A 25,680-nucleotide genomic window follows, 5' to 3' on the forward strand; every position below is an offset into this window, starting at 1 on the left:
TGATCGAGCGCTGCTTCAACAAACTCAAGAACTCCCGTAGGCTTGCAACACGATACGACAAGACAACAGAAAGCTATCTCGGTTTCGTTCTCATCGCCTCAGCACGCCTCTGGTGCAGACACTTTGTCAACACCACCTAGATTGTACAAGATGTATGTACAAGAACAGTAATCACCTTGAAGGTAGCCGCCAGCTGGCCCGGGTCAGGTGGCGAAGCGCTGGTCGGGCCGGCAGGACTTTGCTCTCTCCTCTGATTTCTTTTGGGGCTTCGGTATTCCGGCAACATCGTCATTGAAAAGCGCCCGCTTGACTCTTGCGGTCCGCGCGCCCTACCAGCGGGCCAGACTGTCAGGTCAATAACATCTCAGCTCAGCCATCCCGTCAGGTGATCACCACCTCACCTCACAGTCCCGGAGTATCCCCATGCCCCTGATGCCCGTCGAAGACGCCCTGCGCCGCATCCTTCACGGTGTGAAACCGCTGGCGGCGGAAGCAGTGCCGCTGGCGGAAAGTCTCGGCCGGGTGCTGGCCAAACCGCTCGCGGCAAAACGCGACCAGCCGCCTTTCGCGGCGTCCGCCATGGACGGCTATGCGGTGATCGCCGCCGATGTGGCCACCGCTCCGGCACGGCTTCAGGTGGTGGGCGTCGCGGCGGCGGGCCATGGGTTCAAAGGCAGGCTGCGGCCCGGACAGTGCGTCAGGATCTTCTCCGGCGCGCCGCTGCCGCGCGGCGCTGATACGGTGGTGATTCAGGAAAATGCCAAGCCGCTGGACTGCGGCCGCGTCGAGATCCTTCAGGCCGCGAGGCAAGGCCAGAATGTGCGGGTGAAGGGCCTCGATTTCAGGCGCGGCGAGGCGCTGCTGCCGAAAGGCTTCCGGCTCAACGCCCGTGACATCGGGCTCGCTGCTGACGGTCTTACTATCTTCCTCAAGTGAAGCCATCAGTATAAAATTGATTGGTAGTGGCGAAACCCTGCACGTCGAGCAACGGGGTATCGCGCGCCGCTGATAGGGCATTAACAGTTGATCATTTACGAGGCGCTTGATTTCCGCCCAAAAAGGGGCAGCCCGCCCGCTCCAACGCGGCCTGCCGGCCTTTCCAGCCCCCCGTTCGATAAGCCACCGAAAGCTCATAGACGCCACGGCGGGCAGCCAGAACGGGGTCCTCGGAAACTTCGATGCCATCCGTGACGCGAGTCGGATCGTGCATCATGACCACGTCGCCGATTTCTTCGACGGTCGTAGGGCGCGTCACCTTGAGCTGCCCCAGTTTCAAGCGGGGGCGGTCCTCGGGCCATGGTGCAGTTGGGTCATCGGTTGGATCGCCTTCACTTGCCAGCTGGACCATAAGATCGAAGAAAACCGGACCCGCACGAAGGCGCGCTTCGAGTTCTTCAAACAGATAACTGGGCGGCTTTTTCTCGAGCTCTTCCCGGGTTTGCCCCGCCACACCGGCTTGCGGAACCCACTGATAGCGTCCGTATTGGATCTCGTCCTTGGCGTTCACAAAGCGAAAGGCATGCAGCGCGTAGTATTCCGTCTGTGCGAAACTGACGGCGGAAGGCAGACCAACGAACAGTTTGACCGCATTTGCGATCCACGGTCGCGCGGCCAGGAAATTGCTGAACTTCGCCGGATCGGGTTTTCCAGTGGCGGGATCCAGCCGCCCAGCCTCCAGCAGCTCATAGGTCTCGTCGGCTGTGCGCGCCACGAAGAGTGGCATGGGTAGGGAAATGAGGTCCGTAACCGTGCCGTCTGGAAGGTAGAACTTCACCGCCATCGACGTCGAGGTGGCCGGTCCCCATGGAAGTCCGGAAGCGCTATTCGAATGCCGCACCGAGACCGGCACGGCATCGCCTTGCAGGTGAACCGCGCGGCTGATCTTGCTTGCCTCCTGTGTGGCCTGGAAGGTTCCCGCGTAATATCGCCCCTGCGCGTGCACATCGCGATAACCTGGATGAAAGCCGCCGAAATCCTTGTGAATCATGTCCACCAGCATTTCGGACCGTCGATACTGCCCGTGGTTCACTTCAATTCTCCATTTGCCTGGACTTCCACACCGGGTGCGTGCCCGTCGTAGCGCTGAATGACCTTGTTCTGAATTTCGACGCGTTAGCCAGCGGTATCCAGCAAGCTGTCCAGGGCAGCCTTTGTCTTCACGGCTTTGCGTACGTCGCGGACGGTAACCTGCGGGTAGGCACTGTAAAAGCGCGTAGCCGTGATCTGATGTTTGACGATATAGTCCTTCACATCCGGGCTGTGGATGCCCGGCCATCCCTCGCACTCATGAAAGGCGAAGTCGATGACGTCTGGGATATAGGTGGCAAAGTCATTGATGTATTCTTCCCAACCGCCATCGAAGGTTGACGCGAAGATCATTCGCGTGTCGTTGTCGAAGAGAACAATGCGGAAATCATGAACCGTGCCGACCTTGTCGATGTTCGCCTGATCGAGAAGGGGCGCATACTTCGGGTCATTTTGTGCGGCCCGAATGCGCTCAGCGGCCCCCGGCTTCAAGGGCAAAATGACGGTGAGTTCCTGCGCCTGTCCTGAACGGGCGCCGGGCCGGGCGATTGCTGTCTTTTGTACGTCAGTCATCGTTGTTTCCTGCTTTTTGCTGGGTGAGTTCGCGGGGGTTCTTGGTCAGTCTGTTGAATTGGCAGGATCGGCAAGCCAGCGAAGCCCCCGCAAACCTGGCAAGAACAAGTATTCGCCAGCCCGCACGACGACGAACTGCGGCAATCCGTGAAGGCGGCGGCGGACGGGGCGTTGCGGAATTGTGAAGACGCTGTCCGGACCAGGGTTGCCGAGGATTGGATCCTGTTCAATGCCGTGACTGATGAAGTTTCCGTTGCTGATCCATTGCGACTGGACGAATTCGAATTGCTGCTGAAGCTTTGCCCCAACGAGCAGGAACCAGCCGCCGCGTTCGGCGCCATCGTCTTCGTAGATGCCTTCCGGCAGGGGGGAGCCATAGTTCATCCCGCGCCTAAGAAAGTGGTGCAGGTTCACGGCAACCAATTCGTCCTTCAAGGCATCTCGCGGATTCACGCGCCGGATGTGCGCACTGAAGGGACATTTCAGCCCCTGGATGTCGTCGCCATAGCGGAAATTATTGTTTCGATTCTGGTCTGCACCAAGCTCCGGATTATCCTTTTCGGGAGCGAGTACGAGCGGAGCCCCGCTGCGCCACCGCCCGACCATCTTGGCTGCCAGCAATTCCTCGTCTTCTGGGCCTGAGGCGTTCTCGCGCAAGTAGGTCCGGAATGCAGCGACATTTGTATGAAACTTCCGCATGGCTGCAAAGGTGCCGTTGCGCCGCAACGCGTCGGGCTGTGGCTGAGAGGCGGTCGCTCCCTGTTCATCTGGATAGCCCATGACGAACTCACCTGCTTTGACCGGCGGCGTATAGCTGGGATAGACCGGCGTGCCGCTTCCCTCGACGTGGGGATTGTGCAGTCCGTCCCTGAACCCGAAGGGATTCCGTCCTTCCGGAAGACTGCTGCACTGCATGCTGTAGATGATTTTTATGTTGGGCAGGTCCCCGCAAGCCTGCTGCGCCTGGTCCAGCACCTTCGCTAAATCATCTGCGGTTCGCGCGGTAATCGTAACGAGCACATGTGCGTCGGAACTGCCGAAGGGATGCTCCCAATTGGCAGGTGCGTTGGCGCCAACATCATTGAGGATCGAGGCGCGGGCCGCCATGCCTTCGCGAAACTCCTCGGGGAAGCTTTCCAGAGTGTCTCCTGGCAGTTTCAGCGCGTTCAGACCTTCGAAGGTAAAGCCGATCCCTAGCCATGCGAGGTGATGCTCGGAGTCTCCCCATCCCTCTGCCGTGGCAACGTGCGGAATGATCCGGCGCAGCATTTCCCGGCCCTCAGCCGCGTCGCCGATGCGGATGACGACGATCTGCCCGCAATAAGGGTACGGCCGCGGACGAAGAACGACCGCTTGAATATCGCTAACATCGAGCACAGTGGCTTCTGTCATGGTAACCTCAGCCCCGCTCAAGATCTGATTTCTCGCGAACTCTTCCGGGAAAGGGCCAAGGCCGAAGCGGAGAAAACAGCCATTTGTCTGAGCTTCAACATCTCATTCCTCATGCCGGGAGCAGATGACCCTATGCCGCCACTCACCGGATGAAATCCCCATCAAGCGGAGATTGGCATGAACTGGCAATTCCAACAACACCAAACCTTGGCACACGCATCACGGGTGCGCCTTCGCCGAAGCAATCTGCCGTTGCTGTCCACCCGCGCTTCGATTGCGCTGGAATCAAGATACACACCACTTTTACTTTGAGCTGGAGAGCATGACAAACAGCCTGTTCACACCGGTGCTGAATCAGGCGGTGAGGTGTTGCCGGATTTCCCAGATTATGTTCTCTCCTTTTGCTTGGGTTGCACGTTGGGTATGCCAGCGAGTTCGTTATTGAGAACCAGCGCCTTGCCTCGTTAATCCTACCGCTGAACACGTCCATCAGGTAAATACCATCTCACCTCACAGTCCCGGAGTATCCCCATGCCCCTGATGCCCGTCGAAGACGCCCTGCGCCGCATCCTTCACGGCGTGAAGCCGCTGGCCGCCGAAAGCGTGCCGCTGGCGGAAAGCCTCGGCCGGGTGCTGGCCAAACCGCTCGCGGCAAAACGCGACCAGCCGCCTTTCGCGGCGTCCGCCATGGACGGCTATGCGGTGATCGCCGCCGATGTGGCCACCACTCCGGCACGGCTTCAGGTGGTGGGCGTTGCGGCGGCGGGCCATGGGTTCAAAGGCAGGCTGCGGCCCGGACAGTGCGTCAGGATCTTCACCGGCGCGCCGCTGCCGCGCGGCGCTGATACGGTGGTGATCCAGGAGAACGCCAAGGCGTTGGAGGGCTCCCGCGTTGAAATTCTGCAGGCCGCGAGGCAAGGCCAGAACGTGCGGGTGAAGGGGCTCGATTTCCGGCGCGGCGAGGCGCTGCTGCCGAAGGGCCTCCGGCTCAACGCCCGTGACATCGCGCTGGCCGCCGCCGCCAATGCCGGGACGGTGGCGGTGGCGCGGCGGCCGCGCGTCGCGCTGTTCGCCACCGGGGATGAGCTGGTGGCGCCGGGCGGCCGGCCGGGGCCGGACCAGATCGTCTCCTCCAACAGCCATGCGCTGGCCGCCATGGCGGCGCTGTCCGGCGCCGAGGTCATCAATCTCGGCATCGTGCCGGATACGCTGAAGGCCACCGCGCGCGCCATCGCCAGGGCGGCCGGGGCCGACATCCTGCTCACCACCGGCGGGGCTTCGGTGGGCGATCATGATTATGTGCAGGAGGCGCTGCGCACGTCAGGCGTTGCCATCGATTTCTGGAAAATCGCCATGCGGCCGGGAAAGCCCTTCATGTATGGCCGCCGCAAGGGCCAGCATGTGCTGGGGCTGCCCGGCAATCCGGTCTCGGCGCTGGTCTGCGCGCGGCTGTTCCTGACGCCGCTGCTCGGCGCCCTGCAGGGGCTTCCCGCCGCCGATGAGCTTGTCGAGGCACGGCTTGGCGCCGCCATGAAGGAAAACGACGGCCGCCAGGACTATGTCCGCGCCACGCTGGCGGAGCGCCCGGACGGCAGCCGCACCGTCACGCCCTTCCCGCGCCAGGATTCCTCCATGCAGCGCACCTTCCGGGAGGCCCAGGCGCTGATCGTGCGGCCGCCGCATGCCCCCGCGGCAAGCCCGGGTGACGTCGTCAGAATCTTACGGCTCGATTTCTGAGCGGTTACGGAAAGTAAACACTTGCAGAACTAACAGGGTACGGTTATCGTTGTTTTGGATTTGTTCCGATTCATGATGCCCAAGACGCCAAAGTGCGAAGGACCCTGCCGATGCTGACCCGCAAGCAACTCGAACTTCTCCTGTTCATCAATGAGCGCCTCAAGGAGGAAGGGGTTCCGCCCTCCTTCGAGGAAATGAAGGAAGCCCTCAACCTGCAATCCAAGTCCGGGGTGCACCGGCTGATCGTGGCGCTTGAGGAGCGCGGCTTCCTGCGCCGCATGCCCAACCGGGCCCGGGCGCTGGAAGTGCTGAAACTGCCGGAAAGCCATTCGCCGAGCATCGCCTCGCGCAAGGCGCCGGGCTTCACGCCCAATGTCATCCAGGGTAATCTGGGCCGCGTCAAACCGGTGCAGGCGGCGGGCGACGGGGTGCCGCGCGCCGCCGTGGTGCCGCTGATGGGCCGCATCGCCGCGGGCGTTCCCATTTCCGCCATCCAGGACCATACCGCCAACATCGCCGTGCCGCCCGAAATGCTGGCCGGCGGCGAGCATTTCGCGCTCGAGGTGAAGGGCGACTCTATGATCGATGCCGGCATCTTTGAGGGTGACACGGTGGTCATCCGCCGCGGCGATACCGCCCACAACGGCGACATCGTGGTGGCCCTCGTCGATGACGAGGAGGCCACCCTGAAGCGGCTCCGCCGCAAGGGCGACTCGGTGGCGCTCGAGGCCGCCAACCCAGCCTATGAAACCCGCATCTTCGGGCCGGACCGGGTGCGGGTGCAGGGCCGCCTCGTCGGGCTGCTCCGGAAGTATTGAGGTAAGTGCGGTGATGAAAATCTATGGCGATCTGATATCGCCTTTCGTGCGCATGACGGTGGTGACCGCCCATGAAGCCGGGCTGGAAGGCCGGGTGCAGCACATCGTCGAACCGGTGAAGCCCACCGAAGTCAATGCGAAGCTCTCGGCGCTGTCGCCGCTGGCCAAGATCCCGGTGCTGGAAACCGCGGACGGCAAGGGCATCTATGATTCCCGCGTGATCATGGAATATCTCTGCCATGTGGCCGGCAACACCACGCTCATCACGGCGGCCACGGCGGGGCGGTTCGAGGTGCTGACGCTCCAGGCGCTTGGCCAGGGCGTGGCCGATTCCGCCGTCGCCTACCGCTATGAGATCGGCGTCAGGCCCAAGGGCCTGCAGTGGGAGGATTGGATGTCCCGCACGGTGACCAGGCTCCACGCCTCGTTAGACGAGCTTGAAAACAACTGGATGCCGCAACTGGAGGCCGTCACGGTTGGCGCCATCGCCGTGGCGGTGACGCTCGGCTACATCGACTTCCGGCTGAACGATCTTGGCTGGCGCAACGGCCACCCGAAGCTGGCCGCCTGGCACCAGGCCTTCTCGGCGCGGCCCAGCATGGTGAAAACCAGCATCGCGCACCGCTGACTGTGGCAAGACGCGCCTTGCCTGTGCCGGCCGCCATGCCCAAGTGAAGCTCATGAGCGACAACAGCGTCATCGTGGTGGGGGCAGGTCCGGCGGGCCTCGCCGCCGCCTGCCTTCTGGCCCAGGATGGCCGCCGGGTGCGGCTGGTCGCCCGTGAACCCGGTGACGCCAGCGACCCGCGCACCGTGGCGCTGATGATGCCTTCGCTGCGTATCCTCGAAAATCTTGGGCTCTGGCCCGGAGACCTGCAGGCAAAAACCCAGCCGCTCCGCAAGCTGCGTCTCGTCGATGACACGGGCGCTGCGATGGCGGCGCCCACGGTGACCTTCGATCCGGCCGAGCTGGGCGAGGAGGTCTTCGGCTGGAACTTCCCCCTGAGCCTGTTGATCCCGGCGCTTTACCGGCGTGCCCTGGCGCTGGGCGTTGAGGTGACCGCGGCCGATGCCGCCGGGGCGGAACCCCGTTCGGACAGCATCGTGGTCATCACCACGGAGGGCGAGCGGCTGGCGGCGCAGGTGGCAATCGCCGCCGATGGCCGCAACTCGGTGCTGCGCGAGGCCGCGGGGATCCGCACCAACCGCTGGTCCTATGAGCAGGCGGCGATCGCCACCAGCTTTGCCCATAGCGGCCCGCATGATGGCGTCTCGACCGAATATCACAAGCAGGCCGGCCCCTTCACCACGGTGCCGATGCCCGGCAACCGCTCATCGCTCGTCTGGATGGAGCGGCCCGAACGGGCAGCCGGGCTGATGGCGCTGCCCGACCGCGCCTTTGCCGCCGAGGTCCAGATCGGTACCCATGGCGAACTGGGCCGCATCTCTGATCTGGGGCCGCGGCGGCTGTTTCCGATGCAGGGGCTACTGGCCCGGGATTTCGCTAGGAACCGGGTGATCCTGGTTGGCGAGGCCGCCCGTGTGGTGCCGCCGATCGGCGCCCAGGGCCTCAACATGTCGCTCCGCGACGCCGCCGGCGCGGCCGCCCTGATGGCCGGCGAGGACGACCCGGGAAACCCTGCCCTGCTCGCCAGTTATGACGGCCGCCGCCGCCGCGACGTGCAGCCCCGCCAGCAGGTCATCGATCTCATGAACCGCTCCCTGCTCTCCGGTTTCCTGCCGCTCGAGGCGGGCCGCGCCGCCGGCATCTCGCTGCTTGCCGGTTTCGCGCCGCTGCGCCGCGCCGCCATGCAATATGGCCTTGCATCTTCAAGGGGTTAGATACCATTTTCGCGAAGCCTCTTGCCATCGCGGCGCTTCCTTGGCAATCAAACGCCATGCGAGACGCCGGAACCGCCAAGTTTTCTATCGGCCAGATTGTACGCCACCGGTTGTTTCCCTTCCGGGGTGTGATCTTCGATGTCGACCCGGTGTTCAACAACACCGAAGAGTGGTGGAACGCCATTCCGGAAGATATCCGGCCGCGCAAGGACCAGCCGTTCTACCATCTGCTGGCCGAAAACGAGGATACCGAATACGTGGCCTATGTTTCCGAGCAGAACCTGCTGGTCGATGATTCCGGCGCGCCGGTGCGCCACCCGCAGGTGCGCGATTACTTTGAAGGCTACGACACCAGGCGCAAGACCTACCGCCCGCGGAACCGCCGCCGCCACTAGGCGGGTGGCATTAATATCACATAAACAGAGTTATTTCTTTATTGCCTTTTCCGTCCGGACCGTTTCCTGTAATCACCTCATGCATCGTCTTGCGTCGGGGGTATCATGACGAAGGTCGTTTTCCGTAACGCCGCACTGATCCTGGCGCTTTTGGCAGCACCCCTGCTGTCGGCCTGCGAAGACCCCCAGCCGCAGCCTGCTGCCACCCCGGCCCCGCCGCCGGCGGTGAGCGTGGTCAGGGCCGAGGCCCAGGACCTCCGTCCCTCGGTAAGTTTCAGCGGCCGCGTCGAGGCCTTGAACAAGGTCGATCTGCGCGCCCGCATCGAGGGCTTTCTCGACCAGCAGGTCTTCACCGAAGGCGCCGATGTCAAGACCGGGGACCTCCTGTTCGTGATCGAGAAAGGTCCTTATGAGGCCTCGGTCGCCGCCGCCAAGGCGGCCGTGGCCATCGCCCAGGCGCGTTTCGACCGCACCGAGCTGGAGCTGAACCGGCAGACCACGCTGGTAAAAAAGGAAGCCGCCGCCCAGACCAAGCTCGATGACGCGCAGGCGGCGCGCGATGAAGCCAAGGGCGCGCTGGACAAGGCTCAGGCCGACCTGACCCAGGCCCAGCTGCAACTTTCCTATACCGAGATCCGCGCCCCGATCGACGGCCGCATCGGCAAATCGATTCTATCGGTCGGCAGCTATGTCAGCCCCAGCAGCGGCACGCTGGCCACCATCGTGTCGCAGAATCCGATCGGCGTCACCTTTCCGGTGAGCCAGCGCGAGGTGCTGGCGGTCAGGGAGCAGAAGGGCCCCGAGGCCAATCTCTCCAGCCTCACCGTCTATCTCGACCTCGGCAAGAACAAGCGCTACGCGGAAGCCGGCACCGTGAACTTCGTGGATGTGACCGTGAACACCGGCACCGACGCCGTCAATGTGCGCGCCGTCTTCCCCAATCCCAAGGGCCTGCTGGTCGATGGCCAGCTGGTCACCGCCGTGGTCGAGGCCGACCAGGCGCAGCCCACCATCGTCATCCCCGTGCAGGCGCTGCAGCTCGACCAGCAGGGCGCCTATGTGCTCTCCGTCGATGCCGACAAGAAGATCGTGGTCAAGCGCGTAACACCCGGCACGCAGGTGAAGAACGGCGTCGCCATCGATGCGGGATTGAGCGCCGGCGATCTGGTGGTCGTTGAGGGCGTGCAGAAGGTCAGGCCCGGACAGGCCGTCGAAGCCACCGAAATCTCGCCGGAGGGCTGAGCCATGATCTCCGGACTGTTCATCGACCGGCCGCGGCTCGCGGTGGTCATCTCGCTGGTCATCACCATCGCCGGTCTGGTGGCGATGCAGGCGATCCCCGTGGCGCAGTTTCCCAATATCGTGCCGCCCCAGGTTTCGGTGACGGCGGCCTATGCCGGGGCCAGCGCCGAGGTGGTGCAGTCGACGGTGGCGCAGCCGATCGAGTCCCGCGTGGTGGGCGTCGACAACATGCTCTACATGAAATCGACGAGCGGCAATGATGGCAGCTACACGCTGACCGTGACCTTCGCGGTGGGCTCGGACCCGGACATCAATACGGTCAACGTCCAGAACCGCGTCAAGCTCGCCGAGGCGCAGCTGCCGCAGGAGGTGCGCTCGCAGGGTGTCAGCGTGATGAAGCGCTCATCCGCCATCCTGCAGATCATCGCCTTCACCTCCACGGCCGAGGGCCAGGACCAGCTGTTTCTTTCAAACTATGTGACCATCAATCTTCCCGACCGGCTGAAGCGCTTGAAGGGCGTGGGCGATGTCAGCCTGCTCACCCCCACCGATTACAGCATGCGCATCTGGGTCGATCCGGAGCGGCTCACCGACTACCAGATGACGCCCGGCGACATCATCAACGCGCTGAAGCGCCAGAACATCCAGGCCGCCGTGGGCCGTATCGGCGCCCAGCCCGCCCTGCCCGACCAGGCCTTCCAGCTCACCATCAATACCAAGGGCCGGCTTTCGACGGTGGAGGAGTTCGAGCAGGTGGTGGTGCGGGCCACCGAGGGCGGTTCCTTCGTCCGCCTCAAGGACGTGGCGCGGGTGGAACTCGGCGCCCGCTCGATCGAAAGCCAGGGCCGCTACAATGGTGCGCCCGCGGCGGTGATCGGCATCTATCAGTCGCCGGGCGGCAATGCGATTGCCAGCGCCGAGGCCGTGAAGAAAGTGCTGGAGGAAGCCAAGGACAGCTTTCCCGATGGCATGGCCTATCAGGTGACCTATGACACCACCCAGTTCGTGGAGGAGAGCATCCACGAGGTGGTGAAGACGCTGTTCGAGGCCTTCGCGCTGGTGGCGATCGTGGTGTTCTTCTTCCTCGGCTCGTTCCGCGCTACCCTGATCCCGATCATCGCCGTGCCGGTGTCGCTGATCGGCACCTTCGCGGTGATGATGGCGCTGGGCTTTTCCGCCAACACGGTTTCACTGCTGGCGCTTGTGCTGGCCATCGGCATCGTGGTCGACGACGCGATCGTCGTGGTCGAGGCGGTCGAGGCCAAGATGGAGGAAGACCCGCATCTCTCGCCCGCCGAAGCCGCCCGCAAGGCGATGGGAGAGATCACCGCGCCGATCATCGCCATCACGCTCGTCCTGATGTCGGTGTTCGTGCCGGTAGCCTTCATTCCGGGCATATCGGGCCAGCTCTACCAGCAGTTCGCGGTGGTGGTCACGGTATCGATGATCATCTCGGCCATCAATGCGCTCACCCTGTCGCCGGCGCTGTGCGGGGTGCTGCTGAAACAGAGCCACGGGCCAAAGCCGTTTCCGATGCGGCAGATCATGTCCGGCATCAACTGGGCCCGCGACGGCTACGCGGCCATCGTCCACCGCCTGGTGCGCATCGCGGCGATCGGCCTCGTGGCGCTGGCGGTGATCTTCCCGGTCACCGGCTGGCTGTTCAAGACCACGCCGACGGGCTTTCTGCCGGCCGAGGACCAGGGCGCCATCTTCGGTGAGGTGGTGCTGCCGCAGGGCGCCTCGGTCAACGTCACGGCCGATGTGACGAAGCAGGTCGTCGACATGGTGCGGCAGACGCCGGGCGTTGCCGGTGTGATGAGTGTGGTTGGCTACAGCATGCTCGACGGCCAGGTGAAATCCAACGCCGCGCTGCTGGTGCTGACGCTCGACCCCTTCGCCAGCCGCACGTCGCCGGAGCTCTCCGTCAATGCGCTGATCCCCGCCCTCACGGCGCAGGGCGCCGCCATCAAGCGGGCGAATGTGATCTTCTACAATCTGCCGCCGATCATCGGGCTTGGCACCGGCAGCGGCTTTGAATTCCAGCTGCTGGACTCCGCCGGCCAGGGGCCGGAGGCGCTGGCGCAGGCGGCCCGTGGCCTGGTTTTCGCCGCCAACCAGAACCCCGGCCTTACCCGCGTCTTCACCACCTTTTCGGCCAACACGCCGCAGCTCTATCTCGAGATCGACCGCGACAAGGTGCAGACGCTGGGCATCGATCTCTCGGACCTGTTCACCACGCTCCAGGCCGTGCTGGGCGGCAGCTATGTCAACGACTTCAACCGCTTCGGCCGCACCTGGCAGGTGATCGTGCAGGGCGAGGCGGCGGACCGCGCCCGCATCGACGACATCGGGCGCATTTCGGTTCGCAACAACAAGGGCGAGATGGTTTCCCTGAAGGCCTTTGTCGATGCCCGGGTGATCCTCGGACCGCAGTCCATCACCCGCTTCAACAATGTGCTGAGCGCCACCATCAATGGCAACCCCGCCCCCGGCCGCAGTTCCGGCGACGCGATTACGGCGATGCAAGACGTGGCGAAGGCGACGCTGCCCAGCGGCTATGGTTATGAGTGGACCGGCACCGCGCTGCAGGAAATCGAAGCCGGCGGCAAGACGGTGATGATCCTCGGGCTTGCCGTGCTGTTTGCCTATCTGTTCCTGGTCGGCCTCTATGAGAGCTGGACGATCCCCATCGCCGTGCTGCTGTCGGTCTCGGCCGCCGTCATGGGGTCGCTGATCGGCCTCCGCATGGCCGGGCTCGACAACAACCTCTATGCCCAGATCGGGCTTGTGGTGCTGATTGCCCTGGCCGCCAAGAACGGCATCCTGATCGTCGAGTTCGCCATGGAGGCGCGGCGCAAAGGCCTCACCATCACGGGCGCCGCCACGCAAGGCGCGCGCGAACGCTTCCGCGCCGTGATGATGACCAGCTTCGCCTTCATCGCCGGGCTGATCCCGCTGGTCATCGCCCAAGGCGCGGGCATGATGAGCCGGCGGGGTGTGGGCACCTCGGTGGCGAGCGGCATGGTGTCAGCCGCCGTGCTGGGCATCTTCCTGATCCCGCTTCTCTATGTGGTCGTGCAGTGGCTGCGCGAAAAAGTGAAGCGCAAGCCCGAGGCCGCGGCGGAGGCCGTCACTCAACCGTGACGGATTTGGCCAGGTTGCGCGGCTGATCGACATCGGTGCCGAGGAACACCGCCGCGTGATAGGCGAGGAGTTGCACCGGCACGGCATAGAGCAACGGGCTGACGAAGGCATTGGCCTTCGGCACGGTGATGGTGCGGAAGCTCTTGTGCCCGTGATCGTCAGTGAGCAGAACGATGCGGCCGCCGCGCGCCGCCACCTCTTCCATGTTGGAGATGGTCTTCTCATAGAGCTCGTCATGCGGCGCGATGACGATCACCGGCACGGTCTCGTCGATGAGCGCGATGGGGCCGTGCTTCAACTCTCCCGCCGCGTAGCCCTCGGCATGGATGTAGGAGAGTTCCTTGAGCTTCAGCGCGCCTTCAAGCGCCAGGGGATAGTTGAGGCCGCGGCCAAGGAACATCACATCGCGCGATCCGGCCAGTTCCCGGGCGATCTCGGCGATATGCTTCTCGTCCTTGAGGGTTTCGGTCATCTGGCGGGGGGTGGCGATCAGCGCGCCGACCAACTCCCGCTCCGCTTCCGCGCTGAGCGTGCCGCGCTGCCGGCCGGCCAGGATGGCAAGGCAAGCGAGCGCCACGAGCTGGCAGGTGAAGGTCTTGGTTGAAGCCACGCCGATCTCCGGGCCCGCGAAGGTGCGGATCACCGTTTCGCTCTCCCGCGCCATGGTCGATTCCGGCACGTTGACCACCGCCAGCGTATGCTGGCCCTGGGCCTTGCAATAGCGCAGCGCCGCCAGCGTATCCGCCGTTTCGCCCGATTGCGAGACGACAATGGCGAGGCCGTTCTTCAGCAGCGGCGCCTCGCGGTAGCGGACCTCGGACGCGATGTCCGCCTCGACGGGCAGCCTGGCGATGCGCTCGAACCAGTATTTGGCGACAAGCCCGGCATAGGCGGCGGTGCCGCAGGCGGCGATGGTGATGCGGTCCAGCTTCGCGAAATCGAACGGAAGGGCCTGCGGCATGCGCACCCGGCGCTCGGCGAAATCGACATACTCGGCGAGCGTATGGCCGATCACCTCCGGCTGCTCGGCGATTTCCTTTGCCATGAAATGCCGGTAGTTGCCCTTGTCGACGAGCAGGCTTGAGGCCTGGCTGAAACTCATCGGGCGCTTCACCGGACGGTTTTCGGCATCGAAGATCTCAGCCTTGTTGTGGCTGACCACCGCCCAGTCGCCGTCTTCCAGATAAGTGATACGGTTGGTGAAGGGCGCCAGCGCGATGGCATCGCTGCCGAGGAACATTTCGCCGTCGCCATGGCCGATGGCCAACGGCGGGCCGTTGCGGGCGCCGATCATCAGGTCTCCCTCGCCCTTGAACAGCATGGCCAGCGCGAAGGCGCCCTGGAGGCGCTTCAGAACCGCTTTCACCGCGTCCCTGGGGCTCGCCCCCTGGCTGATCTCACGGGCAAGGAGCTGCGCCACGACTTCCGTGTCGGTTTCGGTGGTAAACACCGCGCCGCCGGCGATCAGCTCGTCCTTGAGCGTCCGGAAATTCTCGATGATGCCGTTGTGAACCACCACCACATCGCCCACCACATGTGGATGCGCGTTGGTTTCGGTGACGCCGCCATGGGTGGCCCAGCGGGTGTGGCCGATGCCGGAGGTTCCCGGCAGCGGCGCGCGGGCCAGGAGTTCGGCGAGGTTCCGGAGCTTGCCCACCGCGCGGCGGCGCTCGATGCCGCTGCTGGTGAGGGTGGCGACACCGGCCGAGTCATAGCCGCGGTATTCGAGGCGGCGCAGCGCCTCGACGATGCTGTCCGCTACCGGCTCCTTGCCGAGAATGCCCACGATGCCGCACATGTGATTGCCTCAGCCTTTTTTCTTCGCGGCCTTGCGGGCCGCCTTGAGTTCCCGGAAACGGGCCGCCCAGCCGGGGCGGATATCGAGACCGGCCCGCGCAATGGCCAGCGCATTGGCGGGCACATCCCGCGTTACCACGCTGCCCGCCGCGACATTGGCGCCGTCGCCCAGCTTCACCGGCGCCACCAGCGCCGTGTTGGAGCCGACGAAGACATGGTCGCCAATGTCCGTGCGGTGCTTTTCGAAGCCATCGTAATTGCAGGTGATGGTGCCCGCCCCGATGTTGCTGCCAGCGCCCACCCGGGCGTCGCCGATGTAGCTTAGGTGATTGGCCTTGGCACCCGCCCCGATCTCCGCCTGCTTTACCTCGACGAAATTGCCGATATGGGCCTCCGCCCCGATCACCGCGCCGGGCCGCAGCCGCGCGAAGGGGCCGATCCGCGCGCCCGCGGCGATCCGCGCGCCCTCGATGTGGCAGAAGGAGAGGATCTCCGCCCCCGCCTCGATCACCACGCCAGGGCCGAAAACGACGTTCGGCGCGATGGTGACATCTTCGCCGATCACCGTATCGGCCGAGAAATAGACGGTGTCCGGCGCGGCAAGCCCAACCCCGTTCAGCATGTGGCGGCGGCGGTAGGCGGCCTGCAGGGCGGCCTCGATGGCGGCCAGCTGCACCCGGTCATTGACCCCCGCCACCTCGCTCTCGGGGCAGACGGCGAGGCGGCACGGCGTGCCCGCCTTGCCCGCCAGCTCGACAATGTCGGTCAGGTAGTATTCGCCCTTGGCATTGCCATTGCCGAGCTGCGGCAGAAGCCGCCAGAGCAGTTCGCCCGAAATCGCAATTATACCGGAGTTGCAGAGCTTTATGAGCTCTTGTTGCGGCGATGCATCAAGCTCCTCGCGGATCGCCGCCACATTGCCCCCGGCATCCTGCAACAGCCGTCCATAGCCATGCGGGTTCGCCGCCTCAAAGCCCAGCACCGCCAGGCCCTGCCCCGCGGTTTTGACCAGTGCTTCAAGCGTGGCGGCCGAGATCAGCGGGACATCGCCATAGAGAACCAGCACCGTGCCTGCGAAGCCTTCAAGCGCCGGGCGCGCCATCGCCACCGCATGGCCGGTGCCGAGCCGCTCCGCCTGCACGGCGGCCCTCGCCTCGGGCAGAACCCGCCGGGCCTCCGCCACCACCGCGTCCATGTCCGGCGCCACCACGATGACGGCCGCGGCGGGCGAGAGCGCCTTGGCGGCATGGAGCACATGGCCGATCAGGCTCCGCCCCGCGGCCCGGTGCATCACCTTTGGCAGCGCCGACTTCATGCGCGTGCCCTTGCCGGCCGCGAGGACGATGATGGCGAGGTCTTGCATCCCGACTCGTCTGGGTTGGATATTCGTTGAGTTTCCGTAGCATACACTTCCGCCCACGGCGAGAGTATGGCGGCGCGGGTGCGCCGTCTTGTACTGCCTTCGTCTATTGACCGGGCCTGGACCCGCCACTATGGTCCGGCCTCCTTTGCCGGACGTTTACCGGCCGTGGGCCCGTAGCTCAGCGGTAGAGCATCTGACTTTTAATCAGAGGGTCTCGGGTTCGAACCCCGACGGGCTCACCAATTCATTATTCTGTTCAGGTCATGCGCAGGCCCTGAACCTGAGGAGGCCGCCATGGCAACATCCGCAATCGAAGCCCTGAAGAACATCCGCGCCGGATCGCTCGCCGCCACCGCCGGCGGGCCGCCGCCGCGCACGCTGAACCCGTTCTTCGGCGTGGGGCCGATCACCGACATGGTGCCGGACGAGGCCGGGGGCCGCAAGCTGCGCTTTGCCTTCGAGCATTGGCTGGAACAGACCTACCGCAAGTTCGATGACACCGGGCGCGACATCGGCGGCTTCACGGCCGCCGAGATCGGCCGCTCCATGCACCGCGGCTATCCGGCGGACCGCGTGCTGCTCGACACCATGCGCGAGATCCACCGGTATTTCGGCTTTCCGAAGCAAAACCGGCTGGCCGTGGGGCTGGGCGGCGGCCACTCCGGCTTCACCGTTTGCGCCTTGCACTTCATCACGGCAAATGATCCGGCCCAGCACGTCTATGTCGATACGCCGGCGCCAGAGTCGGAGGCCGCCAAAGCCGCCGGCTTCTTCCGCCAGAGCTGGGGCGCGCAGATCGTCGAAATGATGCGCCATGCCCGCAACGGCGATGAAACGCGCCTTCACTTCGCCAAAAGCGAGGGCGCCATCCCCTCTTCGGACATGCTGGAGCGGATGGGCATCAGGGTGTTCTTCGGCGTCGGCCACGAGACCACCGGCGCCACCTGCTATTCACGCGCCGACATTCTGAACCTGCTCGACTGGATCGACCGCAACGCCGCCGAGCATCACGCCATCCTCGATGCCACCTCGATGCTGGGGGCGATGCCCTGGGGCGAGGATGTGGTGGCGCAGGTGATGGAGAAGTGCTGCCTGTTCATGCCGTTCCAGAAGGCGATCGGCGGCGCGTCGGGCTATTTCGTGGCGTCGCTGACGCCAGAGGCCATGGCGCTGATCGAGGAGAACCAGAAGCAGCCGTCCTGGGCGATCCCCCGGCAGCTGAAGCTCGCGGTGCCCGCCGATCCGCGCAAACCCCTGACCGGCGAACGCAGCATCAGGCTTGGCCCGATCTACGATCCCGCGGAAAACCGCATGCTGGGCGGCGTCATCAACACCTTCTCGACGCTGGCTTTCGCCGAAACCGCTTTCGGCCTGTTGCGGGTTGAGAAAATGGTGGGGCCAGTCAGCGAGCTCAACCGCCGCTCGGTGCTGAACCGGGGCGCGGTGGACGAATGGATGCGGAACTCCGATCTGCTTGCGCTGGGCGTTGAGAGCCCGGAGCATCGCGGCGCGGCGGTGACGCTCATCAAGGTGCGCGACCCCGCCATCACCGACCCAGCGCTGCATGCGCGCATCATCGCCCGCGCGAAACAGCTCTTGTCCTATGACGGCATCACCCACCCGAACGGCTTTCACGAGGACGGACTTGACGTGGCGCGCTATCTCAACGCGTTTCCCGGTACGCCAGGAGATTTCCGCGCCTGGATCGGCGGCATCCGGCCGGTGGAGGACGTCACCGCGCTGCTCGACAACATCAAATACGCCTATCACCGCGCCCGCGCCGTGGTGATCGAGGAAGAGCTGATCAAGCAGGGTGTGGCCTTCCCCGCCCCGGCCCAGGCGGGCGTGAGGGTGCGGAAGGACGATCCCAACCGCGCCTACAAGGTGCTGATCTGCGATTACGTCGGCCTCAAGTTCGGCAAGACTGGACTGCCTGATCATTCCGCGGTCAAAGCCCATGTCGAGGCGCAGGGCGGCGTGTTCCATGAGACCGGCGTGGAGGGCGGCGCAAAGCTGGAACCGGGCCGGGTGCATTTCTTCTACCAGCCGCAGCTTTCGAAGCCCGACGAGATCCGCCCGCTCACCGATCAGGGCCAGTATGACGCGGTGATCGCCGCGGCCACCTTCCTGCCGCGTGAGTCCCGTTTTGCCGAGGGCGGCGTCAGGATCGGCGCCGGCACCGGCAACATGGGTTCGGCCTCCTGGGGCGGCGGCAATGGCGAGGGCGGCGAGGCGCCGCTGATGAACACCCCCTCCTTCAACAGCCGCGCCACAGCGCAGATGGCGTTCAAGGCGCTGCTCAAGGTGCTGCCGGACCTGCCCGTCGAGGAGATGCACCGGCGCACCGCCGCCGGCCAGTTCGACACCGGCCGCGACCTCAAGGATTTTCCGACCGAGAAGATCGAGGGAAAGCGCATCGGCATCATCGGCTATGGCAATATCGGACGCGAAATGGCGAAGCTGGCGCAGGCCTTCGGCATGGTGGTGGCGGTGCATGCCAGGGCGCGGCACAAGGACTGGATCGAGTCCGAGGGCTTCGTCTATGCGCCCACCCCGGAGGCCGCGGCGCGCGGCGCCGATGTGATTTCCGTCCATACCGGACTCGGGCCGCTCAACGCCGCGACTGGCAAATACGCCAATGCCAATGTGGTCAACGCCGCGGTGCTGGCCGAGGTCAATGACGGCGCCATCCTCATCAACTATGACCGCGGCGAATGCGTGGATGCGGCAGCGCTCGGCGAGGCCATGGCGGCTGGCAAGATCCGCTATGCGGCAATTGACGCCGATTTGTTTGTGAACCCGGAGACTGGCGCCACCACCGGGCCGATGGCGCCCTACCTGCCACTGGGCCAGAAATACGCGGGCCGCATCGAGCTGTTGCCGCATGCGGCGGCGGATACCGAGCATGTCTCGCGCGTCGAAGGCGCCAAGCAGGCGGTCGACCAGATCCTGAACGCCATCCGCTTCAGGGAAGTGATCAACCTCAAAGGCGACTTGCCGCAAGGCTATGCGCTGGCGGGCCCGGTGACGGTTGCGGGCGTGGGCAAGTGTTCCGCCCAGACCATCGCGCGCGCCGCCCGGAACGCGGAAGCCGCGAATGATGCCCGCGCCGAAGCCGAGAACATGGCGGCGATCTGGGGAGCGCTGTCCACCGCCATCACCGATGTGCAGATGGACATTCTGATCGCCCGGCATGGACCCGCGCTGGTCAAGAGCTTCAACCGCTACGCGGCGCTGATGCGCAAGCTGGGGATCGAAGGCCCCTATGCCTGAGGCAGCGCCTTCTCGACAAGCCGCGCCCAGAAGGCCGGGCCCTTGACGAGCAGCGCGTCGTTGAAGTCATAGCCGGGGTCATGCAGCATCGGCCCCGGCCCGGCGCCAAGCCCGAAATAGCAGGATGGAACCGCCTGCTGCATGAAGGAGAAGTCCTCCGAGAACATGAAAGGCCCGCGCATGTCGATCTTCGCGGGGTCCTGCCCCATCTCGATCGCCACCTCGCGCACCAGTGCGGCCTCGGCGGCGGAATTGCAGCCGGCCGGATAGCTCCAGCTGTCGATGCCGGCATCGACCGAGGCCGTGCAGCCAAAGGAGCGGGCCTGGAACTGAGCGAGATCGCGGATGCGGGAAAGCACCTTCTCGCGCACCGGTTCCGTCACCGTGCGAATGCCGGCGAGGAGTTTCACGGAGCCCGGGATCACGGTGGCCATCGAGCCGCCATTGATGGCGCCAATCGTGACCACCACCGGATCATGCGGATCGGTGTTGCGCGCCACGACGGTCTGCAGCGCCATGACCAGGCTGGCCGCGGCCACCACCGGATCGACCGATTTGTGAGGAAGCCCGCCATGGCCGGCGACACCTTCCACCACGATCGTCAGCACGTCGCAGCAGGCGGTGATCGGCCCCGGCTTCACCATGATCTGGCCTTCGGGCTCGCCCGGCAGGTTATGCAGCGCGAACACCCGGTCACAGGGGAAGCGGCGGAACAACCCGTCCTCGATCATCCGCAGCGCGCCGCCCTCGTCTTCCTCGGAGGGCTGGAAGATGAGGTGCACGGTGCCATCGAAACGGCGGGTCTCGGCGAGATAGCGCGCCAGCCCCAGCAGCATGGTGGTGTGGCCGTCATGGCCGCAGGCATGCATCTTTCCGGGGTAGCGCGAAGCGTGGGCGAGGTTGGTGCGTTCCTCGATGGGCAGCGCGTCCATATCGGCGCGGATGCCGATGGCACGCGACGAGCTTCCATTGCTGAGGGTGCCGACAACGCCAGTCCTGGCGATGCCGGCCGTGACCTTGAAACCGAGGCGCTGCAGCTCCGCGGCGACGATCCCGGCGGTGCGGACTTCCTGGAACAGCATTTCAGGATGGGCGTGCAGGTCACGCCGGATGGCGGTGAGTTCCGGAAGGTGGCGGGTGAGGATATCCTCGATCATCGGCGGCTCGGAAGCTGGCCTTCGATGCGGCCAAACAGCTGGGTGATGATGAGCGTGAGCGCCATGTAGAGCGCGGCTGCCAGAAACAGGGGCTCATAGGTGAGATAGGTATTCTGCCGCACGCGCAGGATGACGCCGAAGATGTCAAGCACCGTCACCGTGGCCGCAAGCGGCGTTGCCTTCAGCAACAGCACGGTTTCGCCCGCCAGCGTCGGCAGCACGTTGCGGAAGGCGCGCGGCAGCCAGATGCGGCGCAAGACCTGCCAGCGCGACATGCCAAACGCCCGGGCGGCCTCGAGTTCGCCCTTCGGAACCGAGAGAAACGCCCCGCGCATGATTTCCCCGGAATAACCGCCGGTATTGAGCGAGAAGGCGACAACCGCGTAATAGTAGCCCTCGCGCAGGAACGGCCAGAAGGCGCTTTGCCTGATTTCCGGGTTGGCCGCAAACACCGAGCCCAGTCCGAAATAGAGCAGCCACAACTGCACCAGCAGCGGGGTGCCGCGCATCACCTTGCAATACCACCTGGCCATGGCGCCCAGCCAGCGTGGGCCCGTCACCTGCACGAGCCCCACGGGAATGGCGATGATCAGTCCGAACACCATCGACAAGACGAGCAGCTGAATGGTGAGCCAGAGGCCCTGCAGCAGAAGCGGAAGATATTCCGGAAGCCAGCTCCAATTCATGGCCGCGCCTCAGGCCAGGCTGGTCTGGCCGCGCCGGAACCGGCGCTCCAGAAGCCCAAGCAGATAGCTGGAGACCTCGGTGATCACCAGATAGATCACCGCAACCGTGAGATAGAACAGAAGATACTGTTTGGTGAAGGCCGCGGCGGAGGCAGTCGTCGACAGCAACTCGACATTGCCGACGACGGCCAGAATGGCGGTATCCTTGATGACGATCAGCCAAAGGTTTGACAGGCCCGGTATGGCGTTAGGCAGCATGGCGGGGCCGATGATGCGGCGGAAAATAAGGACGTTGCTCATGCCGAAGGCACGGCCCGCCTCGATCTGGCCTTGCGGCACCGCCTGGATCGCGGCGCGGATGACTTCCGTGTGATAGGCGCCCTGCACGATGCCCAGCACCACAATAGCGGCGAGCGTGGCATTGACCTCGACCGGCCCGATCCCAAAAACGCCCAGAAGGCTGTTGATGCCCCGGGTTCCGGCGAAATAGAGCAGAAGGATGAGCACCAGCTCCGGAACCGAGCGCCCGACGGTAGTATAAATGGCGCCCACGGTCCTGGCGATGGCGCCGCCATAAAGCTTTCCGGCGGCTCCCAGCAGACCAAGCACAAGTCCCAGCGCATAGGCGCTCACGGCTATAAGCAGGGTGTAGATCGTGCCCCGGAGCAATTCGTCTCCGAAGCCCTTATCGCCGAAACTGAGGATTTCCGGAAGCATGCCCTGCGCTGAAACTGAAACGGCCGCCCCAAGGGGCGGCCGTTCAACTTCGTCAGCCCTTCGGGGGCAGCGTCATCAGACCTTCGAGGCCGTATTTCTTGGTGAGTTCCTCGAAGTAGCCCTTGGCGGCGAGCGACTTGATCGCCGCATTGATCTTGTCGCGCAGCGCCGTGTCATCCTTGCGCAGACCGACGCCGACGCCATAACCGAGGATCGACTTGTCGTCGGGAACCGCACCCTTCAGCTCGCAGCAGGCCTTGCCTTCATCCGACATCAGGTAGTCACGCAGCGCAACGCCATCGGCCATCAGATAGTCGACGCGGCCGGCGGCAAGATCGGCATTTGCCTCATCCTGCTTCTGGTAGGCTTTTGATACGGCGCCCTTCGGCACATAATACTTGTCGATGTAGTTCTGGTGGATGGTCGCGCCCTGCACGCCGATGGTCTTGCCCGAGAGATGCTCCGGCGAGAAGTCAAGATCGCCGTTCTTGGCGCCGATGATCACCGCGGCGGAATTGTAATACATGTCCGAGAAATCGATGACTTCCTTGCGCTTGTCGGTGATCGACATCGAGCCGAGGATGCCGTCCATCTTCTTTTCGAGAAGTGCCGGAATGATGCCATCCCAGGCGATGGCGATCATCGTGCACTTCTCGTTCATCTCGGCGCACAGCGCGTTCATCAAGTCATATTCCCAGCCTTCCCATTCGCCCGCCGCGTTCTTCGAGGTGAAGGGCGGATAGGCCGAGGTGTCGGTGGCGAATGTGAGATCGGCCCTCGCCGATGTGGCGCCGATGGTCAGCGCCGCCGCGGCGGCGATCAGTAGTTTCCTGAAGTCCATATTGTTTGCTCCCTGTTTGACGTTTCTCTTACGGTTCCGGACTCTTCAGTGAATTCCGGAGACGAATTGCCGGCAACGCTCGCTTTTCGGCGCGCCGAACACCTGGGCGGGCGGTCCTTCTTCTTCGATGACGCCCTTGTAAAGGTAGATCACGTGGTTCGACACATCGCGCGCAAATTTCATTTCATGCGTGACGAGAATCATGGTGCGGCCCTCTTCCGCCAGGTCGCGGATGACGCGCAACACTTCGCCGACGAGCTCCGGGTCGAGCGCCGAGGTCGGTTCGTCGAACAGCATGACCTTGGGCTCCATGCAGAGCGCGCGCGCGATGGCGGCGCGCTGCTGCTGGCCGCCCGACAGAAATGCCGGGTACTGGTCCCGCTTGTCATAGAGGCCAACCTTGTTGAGTAGCTTCTCGGCGCGCGCGGTTGCCTCCGCCCTGGGAAGACCAAGCACATGAACAGGGGCCTCGATCACGTTTTGCATCACGGTCATGTGCTGCCAGAGATTGAAGCTCTGAAACACCATGCCGAGCCTGGTACGGATGCGCTCAAGCTGGCGGCGGTCCGTGGGGTGAAGGTCGCCGTCCTTGTGGCGGGCAAGAGAGACAGCTTCGCCGGTTACCTCGATCTGTCCCTGGGTGGGCATCTCCAGGAAGTTGATGCAGCGCAGGAAGGTGGATTTGCCTGAACCTGATGCACCAATCATCGATACGACATCGCCTTCCCGGGCGCTCAGGGAAACGCCTTTCAGCACTTCGAGTTCCCCGAATTTCTTGTGAAGGTCCTGCACCCGCACGGCGACTGGGCGGTCGCTAACCGGCTTTGCTGCTGCCTGCGCCAAGATAATCGCGTCTCCCCACGGCTCTTCCGGCCTAAATGCTCCCGTTAGCTACAATAACAAGAAAACCGCCGACTGCAATTCATCAGTTGACCGATTTTTCCCGCAGAGCGAGCAACAGCTTTACGTGGGGTTAGCTTTTGGTTTGCGGCGCGACGCTCCGCCCGCCTTCCCTTCAACGCCAGTTTCCGCCGTGGCGCGCGGCAGGGCCTTGCGCTCCGGGCGGCCTGGCAGCGCGGTCTCCTCGGCGCGGCTCAGGAAATCGAAGTGCAGCGCGTCGTCCTTCAGCAGGATGCGAACCGTGCCGCCCTTGCTGAGCTTGCCGAACAGGACTTCGTCGGCCAGCGGCTTCTTGATGTTCTCCTGAATGACGCGGGCGAGCGGGCGGGCGCCCATCTGGCGGTCATAGCCCTTCTCGGCAAGCCAGTTGGCGGCCTCGTCGGAAAGCTCGATGTTGATCTGGCGCTCGGCAAGTTGAGCCTCCAGCTGGATCACGAACTTCTCGACGACCATACGGACGACTTCCGGCGGCAGGTGGCCGAAGGCGATCACCGCGTCAAGCCGGTTGCGGAACTCGGGCGTGAACAGCTTCTGGATCGCCGCCGTGTCATCACCCTCGCGGACGGTGCTGCCGAAGCCGATGGCTTCCCGCGCCATGTCCGAAGCCCCGGCATTGGTGGTCATGATCAGGATCACATTTCGGAAATCGACCGATTTGCCGTTGTGATCGGTGAGCTTCCCGTGGTCCATGACCTGCAGGAGGATGTTGAAGAGATCGGGATGGGCCTTCTCGATCTCGTCGAGCAGCAGCACGCTGTAAGGATGCTGGTCGATGCCGTCGGTCAGGAGGCCGCCCTGATCGAAGCCGACATAGCCGGGAGGCGCGCCGATGAGGCGCGACACCGAATGCCGCTCCATGTATTCCGACATGTCGAAGCGCAGCATGTTGACGCCCAGAACCTCGGCCAGCCGCTTGGCCACCTCGGTCTTGCCCACGCCCGTGGGGCCGGAGAACAGGTAGCAGCCCACCGGCTTTTCCGGCTCGCGCAGGCCCGCGCGCGCCAGCTTGATGGAAGCCGCCAGCGCCTCGATGGCCTTGTCCTGGCCGAACACCATGCGCTTGAGGTCAGCCTCGAGGTTCTTCAGAACCGAGGCGTCATCCTTGCTCACCGTCTTGGCCGGGATGCGCGCCATGGTGGCGATGGTTGCCTCGATTTCCGGAACGCCGATCACCTTGCGGCGCTTGGCCTCCGCCACCAGCATCTGGGACGCGCCCGTCTCATCGATGACATCGATCGCCTTGTCCGGCAACTTACGGTCCGACATATAGCGGGCGGAAAGCTCCACCGCGGTCACGATTGCATCGTCGGTGTAACGGACCTTGTGAAACTCCTCGTAATAGGGCTTGAGGCCTTTGAGAATTTCGATGGCGTCCGGGATCGAAGGTTCGTTCACGTCGATCTTCTGGAACCGGCGGACAAGGGCGCGGTCCTTCTCGAAGTGCTGGCGGTATTCCTTATAGGTGGTGGAGCCGATGCAGCGCAGCGCGCCGCTGGCGAGTGCCGGCTTCAACAGGTTCGACGCATCCATCGATCCGCCAGAGGTGGCGCCGGCGCCGATCACCGTATGGATCTCGTCGATGAACATAATGGCGCCCGGCCGCGCCTCGATCTCCTTGACGACGGCCTTGAGCCGCTCCTCGAAGTCGCCGCGGTAGCGGGTGCCGGCCAGCAGGGCGCCCATATCGAGGCTGTAGATGGTGGCGTCCTTGAGGACGTCCGGCACTTCGCCATTGACGATCTTGCGCGCCAGCCCCTCAGCGATGGCGGTCTTGCC

20 protein-coding genes, 1 tRNA gene and 1 pseudogene are annotated in these 25,680 nt (G+C 64.3%); 11 read left to right on the forward strand and 11 right to left on the reverse strand.

Going from position 1 to position 25,680, the window contains the following annotated elements:
• Nucleotides 1–140, forward strand: a pseudogene (locus tag ACKOED_RS12420) (IS5/IS1182 family transposase); the annotation flags it as partial.
• Between the two features lie 283 nt (nucleotides 141–423).
• A complete protein-coding gene (locus tag ACKOED_RS12425) occupies nucleotides 424–936 on the forward strand; it encodes a hypothetical protein (RefSeq protein WP_408916911.1) in 513 nt (170 codons plus the stop codon).
• Between the two features lie 91 nt (nucleotides 937–1,027).
• On the opposite strand, the gene ACKOED_RS12430 is transcribed toward ACKOED_RS12425, so the two are convergent.
• The 3 genes from ACKOED_RS12430 to ACKOED_RS12440 form a co-directional block, all read right to left on the reverse strand.
• Nucleotides 1,028–2,029, reverse strand: a complete 1,002-nt coding sequence (locus ACKOED_RS12430; RefSeq protein ID WP_408916912.1) for a catalase family peroxidase — start codon at nucleotides 2,027–2,029, stop codon at nucleotides 1,028–1,030.
• A gap of 83 nt (nucleotides 2,030–2,112) precedes the next feature.
• Entirely contained in the window at nucleotides 2,113–2,598 is a 486-nt protein-coding gene (locus ACKOED_RS12435; RefSeq protein WP_408916913.1) for a hypothetical protein, read from the reverse strand.
• A 45-nt stretch (nucleotides 2,599–2,643) separates the two neighbouring features.
• A complete protein-coding gene (locus ACKOED_RS12440; protein WP_408916914.1) occupies nucleotides 2,644–3,990 on the reverse strand; it encodes a Dyp-type peroxidase in 1,347 nt (448 codons plus the stop codon).
• A 531-nt stretch (nucleotides 3,991–4,521) separates the two neighbouring features.
• On the opposite strand from ACKOED_RS12440, the gene glp reads away from it, so the two are divergent.
• The 7 genes from glp to ACKOED_RS12475 all read left to right on the forward strand — a co-directional run bounded on the left by glp (nucleotide 4,522) and on the right by ACKOED_RS12475 (nucleotide 13,170).
• Nucleotides 4,522–5,727 carry a gephyrin-like molybdotransferase Glp gene (gene glp, locus ACKOED_RS12445; RefSeq protein WP_408916915.1) on the forward strand — a complete coding sequence of 402 codons (1,206 nt, stop codon included), beginning with the start codon at nucleotides 4,522–4,524 and terminating at the stop codon, nucleotides 5,725–5,727.
• A 110-nt stretch (nucleotides 5,728–5,837) separates the two neighbouring features.
• Entirely contained in the window at nucleotides 5,838–6,545 is a 708-nt protein-coding gene (lexA, locus tag ACKOED_RS12450) for a transcriptional repressor LexA (RefSeq protein ID WP_408916916.1), read from the forward strand.
• A 13-nt stretch (nucleotides 6,546–6,558) separates the two neighbouring features.
• A complete protein-coding gene (locus ACKOED_RS12455; RefSeq protein WP_408916930.1) occupies nucleotides 6,559–7,173 on the forward strand; it encodes a glutathione S-transferase family protein in 615 nt (204 codons plus the stop codon).
• A gap of 52 nt (nucleotides 7,174–7,225) precedes the next feature.
• On the forward strand, nucleotides 7,226–8,386 hold the full coding sequence (locus tag ACKOED_RS12460) for an FAD-dependent monooxygenase (protein WP_408916917.1): 1,161 nt from the start codon (nucleotides 7,226–7,228) through the stop codon (nucleotides 8,384–8,386).
• A gap of 56 nt (nucleotides 8,387–8,442) precedes the next feature.
• The gene (gene hspQ / locus ACKOED_RS12465; protein ID WP_408916918.1) at nucleotides 8,443–8,781 is read left to right on the forward strand and encodes a heat shock protein HspQ; all 339 of its coding nucleotides are present in this window, start codon (nucleotides 8,443–8,445) and stop codon (nucleotides 8,779–8,781) included.
• A 105-nt stretch (nucleotides 8,782–8,886) separates the two neighbouring features.
• Nucleotides 8,887–10,023 (forward strand): efflux RND transporter periplasmic adaptor subunit, encoded by a 1,137-nt coding sequence (locus ACKOED_RS12470; protein WP_408916919.1) that lies wholly within the window; start codon nucleotides 8,887–8,889, stop codon nucleotides 10,021–10,023.
• A 3-nt stretch (nucleotides 10,024–10,026) separates the two neighbouring features.
• Entirely contained in the window at nucleotides 10,027–13,170 is a 3,144-nt protein-coding gene (locus tag ACKOED_RS12475) for an efflux RND transporter permease subunit (RefSeq protein WP_408916920.1), read from the forward strand.
• Here the strand turns inward: ACKOED_RS12475 and glmS are convergent.
• Both glmS and glmU read right to left on the reverse strand, forming a co-directional pair.
• Nucleotides 13,157–14,968 carry a glutamine--fructose-6-phosphate transaminase (isomerizing) gene (gene glmS / locus ACKOED_RS12480; RefSeq protein ID WP_408916921.1) on the reverse strand — a complete coding sequence of 604 codons (1,812 nt, stop codon included), beginning with the start codon at nucleotides 14,966–14,968 and terminating at the stop codon, nucleotides 13,157–13,159. The genes ACKOED_RS12475 and glmS overlap by 14 nt on opposite strands.
• A 9-nt stretch (nucleotides 14,969–14,977) precedes the next feature.
• Nucleotides 14,978–16,330 carry a bifunctional UDP-N-acetylglucosamine diphosphorylase/glucosamine-1-phosphate N-acetyltransferase GlmU gene (gene glmU / locus ACKOED_RS12485; RefSeq protein ID WP_408916922.1) on the reverse strand — a complete coding sequence of 451 codons (1,353 nt, stop codon included), beginning with the start codon at nucleotides 16,328–16,330 and terminating at the stop codon, nucleotides 14,978–14,980.
• Between the two features lie 167 nt (nucleotides 16,331–16,497).
• Between glmU and ACKOED_RS12490 the strand changes: the two genes are divergently transcribed.
• Nucleotides 16,498–16,572: transfer RNA gene (locus ACKOED_RS12490), tRNA-Lys, on the forward strand.
• Between the two features lie 52 nt (nucleotides 16,573–16,624).
• The gene (locus ACKOED_RS12495; RefSeq protein WP_408916923.1) at nucleotides 16,625–19,603 is read left to right on the forward strand and encodes an NAD(P)-dependent oxidoreductase; all 2,979 of its coding nucleotides are present in this window, start codon (nucleotides 16,625–16,627) and stop codon (nucleotides 19,601–19,603) included.
• Here ACKOED_RS12495 and ACKOED_RS12500 read toward each other — a convergent pair.
• The 6 genes from ACKOED_RS12500 to ACKOED_RS12525 form a co-directional block, all read right to left on the reverse strand.
• Nucleotides 19,594–20,760, reverse strand: a complete 1,167-nt coding sequence (locus tag ACKOED_RS12500; protein WP_408916924.1) for a M20 aminoacylase family protein — start codon at nucleotides 20,758–20,760, stop codon at nucleotides 19,594–19,596. The two genes, ACKOED_RS12495 and ACKOED_RS12500, sit on opposite strands and share 10 nt — an antisense overlap.
• A complete protein-coding gene (locus ACKOED_RS12505) occupies nucleotides 20,757–21,446 on the reverse strand; it encodes an ABC transporter permease (protein WP_408916925.1) in 690 nt (229 codons plus the stop codon). The genes ACKOED_RS12500 and ACKOED_RS12505 overlap by 4 nt, the downstream gene beginning before the upstream one ends.
• A gap of 9 nt (nucleotides 21,447–21,455) precedes the next feature.
• Complete coding sequence (locus ACKOED_RS12510) at nucleotides 21,456–22,163, reverse strand: ABC transporter permease (protein WP_408916926.1); 708 nt, start codon at nucleotides 22,161–22,163, stop codon at nucleotides 21,456–21,458.
• Between the two features lie 52 nt (nucleotides 22,164–22,215).
• Nucleotides 22,216–23,004 carry a transporter substrate-binding domain-containing protein gene (locus ACKOED_RS12515; RefSeq protein WP_408916927.1) on the reverse strand — a complete coding sequence of 263 codons (789 nt, stop codon included), beginning with the start codon at nucleotides 23,002–23,004 and terminating at the stop codon, nucleotides 22,216–22,218.
• Nucleotides 23,005–23,049: 45 nt separating this feature from the next.
• Nucleotides 23,050–23,847: an ABC transporter ATP-binding protein gene (locus ACKOED_RS12520; RefSeq protein WP_408916928.1), complete on the reverse strand. Its 798-nt coding sequence runs from the start codon at nucleotides 23,845–23,847 to the stop codon at nucleotides 23,050–23,052.
• 120 nt (nucleotides 23,848–23,967) lie between these two features.
• Nucleotides 23,968–25,680 (reverse strand): AAA family ATPase (locus tag ACKOED_RS12525; protein ID WP_408916929.1); only part of this gene is annotated, 1,713 nt, incomplete at its 5' end.

Origin of the sequence: Aestuariivirga sp. (genome assembly GCF_046093005.1) — a bacterium.
GTDB lineage: Bacteria > Pseudomonadota > Alphaproteobacteria > Rhizobiales > Aestuariivirgaceae > Aestuariivirga.